The organism is Quisquiliibacterium sp. (assembly GCF_982640115.1).
On sequence record NZ_CEXFHW010000122.1, the window covers coordinates 1 to 12,032 of the forward strand.

The window sequence follows — 12,032 nt, forward strand, 5'->3', positions numbered from 1 at the left end:
TCACCGCCGAGACCGACGCCGGCAACCTCTCGGTGGTGGTGGCCGAGACCCAGCGCAAGCGGCGCAAGCTGCTCGAGCAGTTGCGCTCCTCGCTGCTGATCGAGGATGCGATCATGCTCGGTCTGACCATCGCGGTATGCCTGCTCGCCATCCGCATGGCCCTCGCGCCGCTTTCGCGCCTGGCCGCCCAGCTCTCGCGGCGCGAACCCGGCGATCTCACCCCGCTCGGGCCGCAGGCCGCGCCGGCCGAGGTGCGCCCGCTCACCGCCGCCCTCGACACGCTGTTCGGGCGGCTGGCCGAAGGCCGCGATGCGCAGCGCCGCTTCGTCGAGAATGCCGCCCACCAGTTGCGCACCCCGCTCGCCGGCCTCAAGGGCCAGATCGAGCTGGCGCTGGGCGAGGCCCGCCGCCTGCGTGACCGCCCGCCGGTCGACGACACCGAGTCGGCGCAGGCCCTGGCCAACCGGCTGGCGGCGGCGCAGGGGGCGGTCGATCGTCTCACGCGCCTGAGCCACCAGCTGCTCACCCTCAGCAGGGCCGACCAGAGCACCCGCGACGCCTCGGGGGGCCAGGTGGTGGCGCTTGCCGACCTGATCGACGAGGTGATCTCGCTGCACATCGATGCCGCGCTCGCGCGTGGTCAGGACCTTGGCGCCGAGACCCAGCCCCTGGAGGTGCCGGGGTCGGCCTGGCAGCTGCGCGAGCTGCTCTCCAACCTGGTGGACAACGCCATCCGCTACACCCCCGCGGGTGGCCGCATCACCGTGCGCTGCGGTCTGCGCGACGGGCGCGGCCATGCCGAGGTCGAGGACAACGGCCCCGGGATCCCGGCGGCCGAACGGCGGCTGGTCTTCGAGCGATTCTGGCGCGCCAGCGGCGCCACCGGCCAGGGCTCCGGCCTGGGTCTGGCGATCGTGCGCGAGATCGCCCAGTCGCATGGCGCGCAGGTGAGCGTGGAAGACCCGCCCGCGGGCCGCGGCACGCTGGTGCGGGTGATCTTCCCGCCGATGACCGGCGCCGCGCGGGGCGGCCCGGTGCTCAGGTCGGGTTCGGACGCGCCGGGGGCGGGTACCTGAGGAAGTAGTTGCGGATGCCGGTGTGGATCGCCCGCGCCACCTTCTGCTGGTAGTCGGGGTCGGCCAGGCGCTTCTCCTCCTGCGGGTTGCTGATGAAGGCGGTCTCCACCAGCACCGAGGGGATGTCCGGCGCCTTGAGCACCGCAAAGCCGGCCTGTTCCACCGCCGGCTTGTGCAGCTGGCCCACTGCGCCGAGCTGGCCGAGCACCAGGCGCGCGAGGTTGCTGCTGTCGCGGATCTGGGTGTCGGTGGCCATCTGCAGCAGCAGCTGCGCCACCTCGCGATTGCGTCCGCCCAGGTTCACGCCGCCGATGAGGTCGGCGCGGTTCTCGCGGTCGGCCATCCAGCGCGCGGCGCTGCTGCTCGCGCCGCCCTCCGAGAGCACGAACACCGAGGCGCCACGGGCGTCGGGCCGCACGAAGGCGTCGGCATGGATCGACACGAAGAGGTCGGCCTGCACTGCGCGGGCCTTCTGAACACGCACCCCCAGCGGCACGAAGAAGTCGGCGTCGCGGGTGAGGAAGGGCCGCATGTTCGGCTCCTGCGCGAGCAGGTCGCGCAGCCGCTGGGAGATTGCCAGCACCACATCCTTCTCGCGGGTGCCGGCCTGGCCGATGGCGCCGGGATCCTCGCCGCCATGCCCGGGGTCGATCGCGATGGTCACCAGCCGCGTCACCGCCGGCGCTGTCCGCCGGCGCGCGGTGTCCTCGGTGGTGGGCAGCGTCTCGCGCGGCGGCTCGGCCTGCGGTCCGCGTGCGCCCGCGCCGACGCTCGCCTCGCGCCGCTGCACCTCCTGCAGCAGGGCGAGCAGCGGGTCTTCCTGGGCGGGATAGAGGTCGATCACCAGCCGGTGGCCGTACTGGCCGACCGGCGCCAGCGTGAACACCTGCGGCGCAGTCTCGGTCTTCAGGTCGAACACCAGCCGCACCACCCGGGGCTTGTACTGGCCCACCCGCACCTGGCGGATGTAGGGATCATCGGTGCGCACCTTGGCCACCAGCTCGCGCAGCGAGGCATCGAGCTCCAGGCCTTCCAGGTCGACCACCAGCCGTGGTGGATCGGGAACCAGGGTCTCGGTGTGCGGCAGCTCCTGGTCGAGCTCCAGGGCAATGCGGGTGTATTCCCGGGCGGGCCAGACCCGCACCGCCAGCACCGCCGCGGCGTGGGCCAGCGGCGCGTTCAGACTCAGCAGGGGGGTGCCGAGGGCGCCAAGCAGGAGATCCCGTCGAGCTCGCCGCGGGACACGCGGCCGGCCAGTGCGCTCAGCCATGCCTGCCCCCGGGCGGTATCGGTGTCCAGACGCACCCGGCGCTGCTGCGGGTCATCGGTGGCGGCGAGCGCCAGGCGAAGGTCGGCCGCGGGCAGGCTGCCAGCCGCCATCTCGGGCCACTCGACCACCGCCGCGGTGTCATCGCCAAGCCACTCTTCGAAGCCCGCCTCACGCCACTCATTGCTGTCGGAGAACCGATAAAAATCAAAATGCTACAGCGCAAACCTCGACAAATGGTACGGTTCGGCGAGGGTGAAGCTCGGGCTGCGCACCCGGCCGGCATGGCCGAGCGCACGCAGCAGTGCGCGGGTGAAGGCGGTCTTGCCGCTGCCGAGCTCGCCGCTCAGGTACAGGCGCACGCCGGGGCCCACATGCGGGGCCAGGGCGGCGGCCAGGGCAGCCGTGGCCGATTCGTCTCTCAGCAGCAGGCTCAGCGAGGTTTCCGGGACGGACATGCAGGGCGGGTCGGACAGGGTGGGCGCAGCCGGCGGGCATTCGTCGGCCGAAGGGCCGGCAGATTCGCTGGCGCAGGTGCCGGCGCGCCTGATCGCCTGGGCGCGCGAGCTGGGCTTTGCCAGCGCCGGCGTGGCCGGCATCGACCTGGCCAGCGCCGAACCCGGCCTGCGACAGTGGCTGGCGGCCGGCTTTCATGGCGAGATGGATTATATGGCCCGGCATGGCGAGCGCCGGGCGCGCCCGGCCGAGCTGGTGCCCGGCACCCTGAGCGCGGTCATGGTCACCATGGATTACGCCCCGGCCGACCCCGACTGGCGCGAGCGGGCCTGGGCCACCCTCGGCGCCCCCGAGCGCGCCTTCGTGTCGCGCTACGCCCTGGGGCGCGACTACCACAAGCTGGTGCGCGCGCGCCTGCAGCGCCTGGCCGAGCGCATCGGCGCCGAGATCGGCCGCTTCGGCCACCGGGTGTTCTGCGACTCGGGCCCGGTGATGGAGGTGGAGCTCGCCCGCCGCGCCGGCCTGGGCTGGCGCGGCAAGCACACCCTGCTGCTCAACCGCGAGCAGGGCTCGATGTTCTTTCTCGGCACGCTCTACACCGACCTGCCGCTCGCGCCGGCCGATCCGGTCAGCGATCACTGCGGCAGCTGCGAGCGCTGCCTGCAGGCCTGCCCCACCGGCGCGATCGTCGCGCCCTACCGGCTCGATGCCCGGCGCTGCATCAGCTACCTCACCATCGAGCTCGACGGCCCGATCCCGGCAGAGCTGCGCCCGGCGATGGGCAACCGCATCTACGGCTGCGACGACTGCCAGCTGGTGTGCCCCTGGAACCGCTACGCGCAGCCGACCGCCGAGCCGGACTTCGCGCCGCGCCACCGGCTTGATGCCGCCACCCTGGCCGAACTCTTCGCCTGGGACGAGGCGCAATTCCTCGAACGCATGGCCGGCTCGGCCATCCGCCGCATCGGCCATGAGCGCTGGCTGCGCAATCTCGCGGTGGCGCTGGGCAATGTCGATCCCGCGGGGCGCGAGACGGCGCTCGTCGCGCTGCGCTCCCGGGCCGCGCATCCCAGTGCGCTGGTGCGCGAGCATGTCGCCTGGGCGATCGCGCGGCACGGCTTTCCGGTTCTGCCCTCCCCGCCGAGCTGATCCGGCCCCATCCGCGCCACAATGGCCGGATCGCCCGCCCGCTCGGATACCGCCATGAGCCTGCTGCCCAAGTCCGTCACCATCACCGACGACACCATGCGCGAGGGCCTGCAGATCGAGAGCGCGGCCATTCCGGTTGAAGCCAAGCTGCGCCTGCTCGATGCCCTGGGCGAAACCGGCGCCAAGGTCATCTCCATCGGCTCCTTCGCCCACCCGAAGTGGACGCCGCAGATGGCCTGCATCGACGAGATCGCCGAGCGCTTCGTGCCCAGGCCCGGCATCCGCTACACCGCCGCGGTCTTCAACAAGACCGGCTATGACCGCGCCGATCGCTGGTGGCCCAAGCTCGATGTGCGCCGCAAGGGCCGCCTGCCGTCCACCGCGGTGGAACTCTGCGACTCCTTCGCGCGGCGCAACTACAACCGCAGCCAGGCGCAGCAGATCGCCGCGCTCGACGCCACCATCGCCGCGGCGAGGGCCGCCGGCGCCACCCAGGCCTCGGTGGCCATCGGCAATCCCTTCGGCTCCAACTTCGAGGGCCCGTTCAGCCGTGAGCAGCGCATGGCCCTGCTCGAGCTGATGATCGGCAAGTGGCAGGCCGCCGGCATCACGGTGGTGCGGGTCTCCTTCCTCGAGGCCATGGGCTGGAACATGCCCCACCTGGTGCGCGAGACCCTCACCGAGATCCGCGAGCGCTGGCCCTCGATCACCGACTTCCACATGCACCTGCACAACCAGCGTGGCGCCACGCTGGCCAGCTACTACGAGGCGCTGCAGCTCGGCGCGCGCGAGTTCGACACCTGCCTGGGTGGCATGGGCGGCTGCCCCTACTGCGGCAACGGCCGTTCCGCCGGCCATGTGCCCACCGAAGACTTCGTCGATCTCTGCCACGAGATGGGCATCGAGACCGGCTATCGGCTCGACAAGCTCATCGAGGCGGTGGCCATCGCCGAGGAGGTGGTCGGCCATCCGCTGTGGGGCCATGTCTCCAAGTCGGGGCCGCGGCCGCGTTGCGAGGCGCTCTATCCCCTGGACATGCCCTTCGTCGAGACCCTCGAGGAGGCCGCGCACTTTCGCAAGGGGCCGCAGGTCTACGAGGGTCAGCTCTCCCCCTGGAAGGCCGACGACGCCTTGCTGCGCCGCTGAGGCGCGTCCATCCCCGCGACCGCCCCCATCCACCGCAACAGGAACCCGATGACCCTCACCCTCTATCACTGCAAGCGCGCCCGCTCGATGCGGCCCCTCTGGACCCTGCTCGAGATGAACCTGCCCCACGAGCTGGTCACCCTGCCGTTTCCGCCACGGGTGCTGCACAAGGAGTACCTGAAGATCAATCCGCTGGGCACCGTGCCCTGTCTGGTCGACGGCGCGGTCAAGATGACCGAGTCGGCCGGCATCTGCCAGTATCTGGTCGACCGCTACGGGCCCACGCCGCTGGCGGTGCGCCCCGACGAGCCCGACTACGGCGACTACCTCAACTGGCTGCATCGCAGCGACGCCACGCTCACCTTTCCCCAGACCCTGGTGCTGCGCTACACCCGCCTCGAGCCCGAGGAGCGGCGCAATCCGCAGGTGGCGTCCGACTACCGCAAGTGGTTCCTCGCCCGCATGCGCTGCGTCGAGGAGGCCACCGCCGATCGCGAATACCTCTGCGCCAACCGCTTCACCATCGCCGACATCTGCATCACCTACGCGATCGTGCTGGCGCAGTCGCTCGACATCGAGGAGGTCTTCACCCCCAATGTCCGGCGCTACTGGGATGGCATCACCCGGCGGCCGGCCTTCCAGCTGGCCATGGAACGCTGACCCGGAGCCGCCCATGCCCGTGCTCGACTCCCGCCTCGACAGCCGCAGCGAGGCCTTCACCCGCAACCGCGCCGACATGCTCGAGGCGATCGAGCAGCTCGAGGCGCTCAGCCGCGAGGCCGCGGCCGGCGGCGGCGAGGAGACCATGGCGCGGCTGCGCGCCCGCGGCAAGATGCCGCTGCGCGAGCGCATCGCGCTGGTGCTCGATCCCGACTCGCCCTTCCTCGAGATCAGCCCGCTCGCGGCCTGGCGCTCGAACTTCACGGTCGGTTCGGGCTTCGTGGTCGGCATCGGCGTCATCGAGGGTGTCGAGTGCGTCATCCTCGGCCACGATCCTTCCGTGCGGGCCGGAGCCTTCAACGCCTTCAATGCGAAGAAGCTGATGCGCGGCCTGGAGATCGCCCGCACCAACCGCATGCCCTATGTGCAGTTCGTCGAGTCGGCTGGCGCCGACCTGCGCGGTGATGCCGGCGACGGCAACCCCGAGGCGGCCATCCGCCGCGAGACCGGGCACTTCGCCGAGTCGGGCCGGCTCTTCTACGAGATCACCGAACTCTCCAAGCTGCGCATCCCCACCATCTCGGTGGTGTTCGGCGCCTCCACGGCGGGCGGCGCCTACCAGCCCGGCATGAGCGACTACAACATCTTCATCCGCGGCCAGTCCAAGGTGTTCCTGGGCGGCCCGCCGCTGGTCAAGATGGCCACCGGCGAGGACGCCGACGAGGAGAGCCTGGGCGGCGCGCAGATGCACTGCGCGGTCTCCGGCCTGGGCGACTATCTCGCCGACGACGAGGTCGACGGCATCCGCATGTGCCGCGAGGTGGTCGCACACCTGAACTGGCGCAAGCAGGGGCCCGGCCCCTCGTTGCCGCCCGACGAGCCGGTCCACGATCCCGAGCAGCTGCTCGGCCTGGTCTCCCGGGACCTGCGTCAGCCCTTCGACATCCGCGAGGTGATCGCGCGCGTGGTCGACGGCTCGCGCTTCGAGGAATTCAAGCCGCTCTACGGCCCCACGCTGGTCACCGGCTGGGCCTCCATCCACGGCTTTCCGGTGGGCATCGTCGGCAACAACGGCGCGCTCTTCTCCGAGGCCGCCGAGAAAGCCGCGCAGTTCATCCAGCTGTGCAACCAGATCGATGTGCCGCTGCTCTTCCTGCACAACATCACCGGCTTCATCGTCGGCACCGACTTCGAGCAGGGCGGCATCACCAAGAACGGTTCCAAGATGATCAACGCGGTGTCCAACTCCACCGTGCCGCATCTCACGGTGATCGTCGGCGCCTCCTATGGCGCGGGCAACTACGGCATGAGCGGTCGCGCCTTCGGCACGCGCTTCACCTTCATCTGGCCCACCGCCAAGATCGCGGTCATGGGCCCCAAGCAGATGGCCGGCGTGATGACCATCGTGCAGCGGGCCGCCACCGAGCGGCGCGGCGAGGTCTTCGACGAGGCCGCCAACGAGAAGCGGGTGGCCGCGGTGGAGCACTGGGCCGAGGAGCGCTCCAAGGGGCTCTATGCCACCGCGCGGGTCTCCGACGACGGCATGATCGATCCGCGCGACACCCGCACCGTGCTGGGCATCGCGCTGTCGGCGTGCCACAACAAGGCGGTGGCGGGCGCCCGGGAGTACGGCACATGGCGGATGTGATCATGCGGCCCATCAGCCGGCTGCTGGTGGCCAACCGCGGCGAGATCGCGCGCCGCATCCAGCGCACGGCGCACCGCATGGGCATCGGCACCGTGGCGGTCTATGCCGATGGCGACGCCGGTGCGCCGCATGTGCGCGAGGCCGATGCGGCGGTGGCGCTGCGCGGCCGCAGCTCGGCCGACACCTACCTGCGCATCGACAAGCTGCTGCAGGCCTGCCACGACACCGGCGCCGATGCGGTCCATCCCGGCTACGGCTTCCTGTCCGAGAACGCCGGCTTCGCGCAGGCGGTGATCGACGCCGGCCTCACCTGGGTGGGCCCCACGCCGCAGGCCATCCGCGGCATCGGCGACAAGCTCGCCGCCAAGCGCCTGATGCAGACTGTGGGCGTGCCCACGCTGCAGGCCCATGAGCTCACCGAGGGTGAAGACCCGCTGCCGGCGGCCCAGCGCATCGGGTATCCGGTGCTGATCAAGGCCGCGGCCGGTGGCGGCGGGCGCGGCATGCGGGTGGTCGACACCCCGGCCGAGCTGCCGCAGGCGATCGCCGCAGCCCACCGCGAGGCCACCGCCGCCTTCGGCAACGGCACGGTGTTCCTCGAGCGCTGGCTCACCCACTCCCGCCATGTCGAGATCCAGATCCTCGGCGATGCCCACGGCAACCTGGTGCACCTGTTCGAGCGCGAGTGTTCCATCCAGCGGCGCCACCAGAAGATCATCGAGGAGGCGCCTTCGCCCGCCCTCGATGCCGAGCTGCGCGCCCGCATGGGCGAGGCCGCGCTCCTGGCCGCTCGCGCCATCGGCTACCGCTCGGCCGGCACGGTGGAGTTCCTGCTCTCGGGTCGCGCGTTCTTCTTCCTCGAGGTGAACACCCGCCTGCAGGTCGAGCATCCGGTCACCGAGGCCGTCACCGGCCTCGATCTCGTGCGCGAGCAGCTGCGCGTGGCCCAGGGCGAACCGCTTGGCTACGGTCAGGCCGATCTGCGCATCGACGGTCACGCCATCGAGGCGCGGTTGTGCGCCGAGAACCCCGCGCAGGACTTCCTGCCCACGCCCGGCCGCATCGAGGTCTGGGAACCGGCCCGGGGCGAAGGGGTGCGCATCGACGACGGGATCGAGTCCGGCAGCGAGGTGGCCATCGAGTTCGACCCCATGATCGCCAAGGTGATCGTCAAGGCACCCACCCGGCGCGAGGCCGCGGCACGGCTGGCCAGGGTGCTCGAGACCACCCGGTTGCAGGGCATCGTCAGCAACCGCGACTTCCTGGTGGCCACGCTGCGCACGCCCGAGTTCCTGGCCGGCGACACCACCACCGACTTCATCGAGCGCGTGGCGCCCGCGCCGGTGCGCGCGCTGCCCGACGGCCAGCTCGCGCTCGCCGCCATCGGCGCGGCGCTGCACCAGCGCGCGGCCAACCGCGCGGCGGCGCGGGTGCTGCGCAGCCTGCCGGCGGGTTTCCGCAACTCGGTCATGCCGCCCGAGCGCGTGGTCTTCGGCCTGGGCGAGCGGCGCCTCGTGGTCGAGTACCGCGCGCTGCGCGACGGTGACCTCGAGGTCAGCCTCGACGGCCGTCAACGCCGGGTGCGGGTGCTGCAGGCCGATGCCCGCGGCATCGCCTTCGAGGCCGACGGCCTGCGGGTGGGCCTGGCCATCACCGTCAGCGGCGAGCGGCACCTCGTGCACGGGCCCTTCGGCGACCTCGAGCTGCAGCGCCAGTCGCGCTTTCCGGCGGCGGGCGGCGCGCCGTTCAGCGGCGGCCTGAAGGCGCCGATGCCCGGCCGCGTGCTCGCGGTGGCGGTGCAGCCCGGCCAGACCGTGGCCAAGGGCGACCTGCTGCTGGTCCTCGAGGCCATGAAGATGGAACACCGCATCACCGCGCCCACCGCTGGCCGGATCGACTCGGTCCGGGTGACCGAAGGCGAGCAGGTGGCCAACGGTGCGCTGCTCATCCAGCTCGACGAACACAAGGAGTGACCATGTCCGGCACCGAAGCCACCCTGTACGAGGTCCGCGATGGCGCGGCCTGGATCACGCTCAACCGGCCCGAGAACCGCAACGCGCTTTCCACCGTTCTGGTCAACGAGCTCGACGATCACCTCCAGGCGGCCCTGAAGGACCCGGCTGCGCGCTGCATCGTCGTCACCGGCAAGGGCCCGGCCTTCTGCGCCGGCGCCGATCTCAAGAACCCGCCCGGGCAGTCCAGCGACGGCGGGCGCGCGGTCTCGCTGCCCGAGGTGCTCAAGCGCATGATGGACAGTCCCAAGCCGGTGATCGTTGCGGTCAACGGCGCGGCCTTCGCCGGCGGGCTCGGTCTGGTCGGCGCAGCCGATATCGTCATCACCGCCGAAGACGCGCCGCACAGCTTCTCCGAGGTGCGCATCGGCGTCATCCCGGCGGTCATCTCGGTGGTCTGCGTGCCCAAGCTCGGCGCGCACAACGCCATGAAGCTCTTTCTCACCGGCGAGCGCTTCAGCGGCACGCAGTCGGTGGCCATGGGCCTCGCCCATCGCGCGGTGCCGGCGGCGCAGCTCCTCGAGGCGGTGCAGGAGGTCATCGACATGCTCAAGCTCGGCGGCCCGATCGCCGCGGCCGAGTGCAAGCGCCTGGTGCGCCGGGTGCAGCAGATCTCGGTCACCGAGGGCTTCGTCGAGATGGCCGGCTGGAGCCGGCGCATGTTCCTGTCGGCCGAGGCGGCCGAGGGCATGGCCGCTTTCCGCGAGAAGCGCTCGCCCGCCTGGGTGAGCGGCGAGGGCAAGCCATGAGCGCCGTGCCCGCTGGCGCGATGGGCGCCGCCCGCACGCCGGGCGCAGGCATTGCAGGTGCTGCCGCCCGCCCGGCCGCGCCCGCCGCTGCCGAGCTCGCCGAGTTCCGCCGCGAGGTGGTGTCCTGGCTGCAGGCCAACCGCCCGCCCGAGCCCGGCTTCCTGCTGCCCGAGTCGTTCATGGAGGTGGGCACCGATCAGCAGTTCGAGTACCTGCGCGAGTGGCAGCACCGGCTCTACCAGGCCGGCTACCTCGGCATGGCCTGGCCCCGCGCCTACGGCGGCGGCGGTCTGCCGCAGGCCTACCAGGATGTGGTCAATGCCGAGATGGCCCGCCTGAAGCTGCCCTTCGTGCCCAACACCATCGGCCTGAACTGGGCCGGTCCGCTGATCCTCGCCATCGGCACCGAGGCGCAGAAGCAGCGCTACATCCGCAACATCCTGAGCGCCGAGGACATCTGGTGCCAGGGCTTCTCCGAGCCCGACCAGGGCTCCGATCTTGCCAACACCCAGACCCGCGCCGCCCGCGACGGTGACAGCTATGTGGTCAACGGCGCCAAGATCTGGACCAGCCTGGGCAGCTACGCGAAGTACATGATCCTGCTGGCGCGCACCGACCCGCAGTCGCGGCGCTTCGCCGGCCTGTCGTTCTTCCTCGCGCCCATGCAGGTCCCCGGCATCGAGGCGCGCCCCATCCGCAAGCTCACCGGCGAGTTCGGCTTCAACCAGACCTTCTTCCACGATGCCCGCATCCCGGCCGACTGCCTGATGGGCCAGGAAGGCGAGGGCTGGAAGATGGCCATGATGACGCTCACCTTCGAGCGCGGCGCTACCGGCGGCCAGGCCGGCGGCCTGTCGCGGATGTCGCTGGGCGTGGGCGATGTGCTCGAGATCGCGCGCGCGGCCCGGCGTGATGGCCGGCCGGCGCTCGAGGACCCGTTCGTGCGCGACCAGCTGGTGCGCTTCCTCATCGAAGACCAGGGTGACCGTCTGAGCACCGCGCGGGCCCGCATCCCGGCCCTGCGCGGCGAGCGGCCCGACGCGGTGCCGCTGTCGAACAAGCTGCGCACCTCCGAGCATCGCCGGCGTCTTTTCCAGTTCGCGCTCTCCCTGCAGGGCGGCAATGCGGTGCGCTGGGTGGGCGATCCGAACGCGGTGGCCGGCGGCAAATGGCAGCGCGCCTACTTCAATGCCTTCGCTTCCACCATTGGCGGGGGCACCAGCCAGATCCAGGCCAACATCGTGGGCGAGCGCGTGCTCGGCCTGCCCAAGGACTGAGCCATGCATCCGCTTGCCCAGACTCTGCGCTGCACCGATGAGCAGGCCATGCTGCTGGAGAGCGCCTCGGCCTTCTGCCGCGAGCGCTCGCCGGTCGCCCGCGTGCGCGCGCTGCTCGGCACCCACCCGGGCCATGATCCGGCGGTGTGGGACGAGATCGTCGGCCTGGGCTGGTGCGGCATCGCCGTGCCCGAGGCCCACGGCGGCAGCGGGCTCGACCTCGCCCATGTCGCTGCGGTCACCGAGCCCATGGGCCGTCATCTGCTTGCCACGCCCTTCGTGAGCAGCCAGCTTGCCATCCAGGGTCTGCTCGCCGGCGGTGACGCCGCGCTGCAGGCCGAATGGCTGCCACGGCTGTCCCAGGGCCTGCCGGCCACGGTGGCGCTCTGGGAGGCCGAGGGCAGCTGGGAGCTGCTTGCACCGGTCGGCAGCGCGCGGCGCGAGGCCGGGGGGGTGGTGCTCGACGGCGTCAAGACCCTGGTGGCCGATGCCGGCGTCGCCGATCTGCTGCTTGCCTCGGTGCTCGTCGACGGCGAGCCCGCGGTGGCAGTGATCCCGGCGTCGGCGCTGCCGGCGGGCGCGCGCCGTCCCG

10 protein-coding genes and 1 pseudogene are annotated in these 12,032 nt (G+C 71.5%); 9 read left to right on the forward strand and 2 right to left on the reverse strand.

Features of this window, described 5'->3' with window-relative positions:
- A partial coding sequence (locus AC2H6A_RS13430; RefSeq protein ID WP_484274109.1) for an ATP-binding protein occupies positions 1 to 1,076 on the forward strand: 1,076 nt, incomplete at its 5' end.
- Here the strand turns inward: AC2H6A_RS13430 and AC2H6A_RS13435 are convergent.
- Positions 1,039 to 2,346 (reverse strand): N-acetylmuramoyl-L-alanine amidase, encoded by a 1,308-nt coding sequence (locus AC2H6A_RS13435; protein ID WP_484274110.1) that lies wholly within the window; start codon positions 2,344 to 2,346, stop codon positions 1,039 to 1,041. The two genes, AC2H6A_RS13430 and AC2H6A_RS13435, sit on opposite strands and share 38 nt — an antisense overlap.
- Positions 2,262 to 2,801, reverse strand: a pseudogene (gene tsaE, locus AC2H6A_RS13440) (tRNA (adenosine(37)-N6)-threonylcarbamoyltransferase complex ATPase subunit type 1 TsaE). Before tsaE ends, AC2H6A_RS13435 begins: the two are co-directional and overlap by 85 nt.
- Here tsaE and queG point away from each other — a divergent pair.
- The 8 genes from queG to AC2H6A_RS13480 all read left to right on the forward strand — a co-directional run.
- Positions 2,800 to 3,948: a tRNA epoxyqueuosine(34) reductase QueG gene (gene queG, locus AC2H6A_RS13445; RefSeq protein WP_484274111.1), complete on the forward strand. Its 1,149-nt coding sequence runs from the start codon at positions 2,800 to 2,802 to the stop codon at positions 3,946 to 3,948. The pseudogene tsaE and the gene queG sit on opposite strands and share 2 nt — an antisense overlap.
- A 54-nt stretch (positions 3,949 to 4,002) precedes the next feature.
- Positions 4,003 to 5,094 carry a beta/alpha barrel domain-containing protein gene (locus tag AC2H6A_RS13450; RefSeq protein ID WP_484274112.1) on the forward strand — a complete coding sequence of 364 codons (1,092 nt, stop codon included), beginning with the start codon at positions 4,003 to 4,005 and terminating at the stop codon, positions 5,092 to 5,094.
- Between the two features lie 48 nt (positions 5,095 to 5,142).
- The gene (locus AC2H6A_RS13455) at positions 5,143 to 5,754 is read left to right on the forward strand and encodes a glutathione S-transferase family protein (RefSeq protein WP_484274113.1); all 612 of its coding nucleotides are present in this window, start codon (positions 5,143 to 5,145) and stop codon (positions 5,752 to 5,754) included.
- Positions 5,755 to 5,767: 13 nt separating this feature from the next.
- Positions 5,768 to 7,402, forward strand: coding sequence for an acyl-CoA carboxylase subunit beta (locus AC2H6A_RS13460; protein WP_484274114.1), 1,635 nt, complete (start codon positions 5,768 to 5,770; stop codon positions 7,400 to 7,402).
- Between the two features lie 2 nt (positions 7,403 to 7,404).
- Positions 7,405 to 9,375 carry an acetyl/propionyl/methylcrotonyl-CoA carboxylase subunit alpha gene (locus AC2H6A_RS13465; RefSeq protein ID WP_484274115.1) on the forward strand — a complete coding sequence of 657 codons (1,971 nt, stop codon included), beginning with the start codon at positions 7,405 to 7,407 and terminating at the stop codon, positions 9,373 to 9,375.
- A 2-nt stretch (positions 9,376 to 9,377) separates the two neighbouring features.
- Positions 9,378 to 10,163, forward strand: coding sequence for an enoyl-CoA hydratase/isomerase family protein (locus AC2H6A_RS13470; protein WP_484274116.1), 786 nt, complete (start codon positions 9,378 to 9,380; stop codon positions 10,161 to 10,163).
- Positions 10,160 to 11,440: an acyl-CoA dehydrogenase family protein gene (locus tag AC2H6A_RS13475; RefSeq protein ID WP_484274117.1), complete on the forward strand. Its 1,281-nt coding sequence runs from the start codon at positions 10,160 to 10,162 to the stop codon at positions 11,438 to 11,440. Before AC2H6A_RS13470 ends, AC2H6A_RS13475 begins: the two co-directional genes overlap by 4 nt.
- A gap of 3 nt (positions 11,441 to 11,443) precedes the next feature.
- The coding region (locus AC2H6A_RS13480; RefSeq protein ID WP_484274118.1) for an acyl-CoA dehydrogenase family protein at positions 11,444 to 12,032 on the forward strand (589 nt) is incomplete at its 3' end.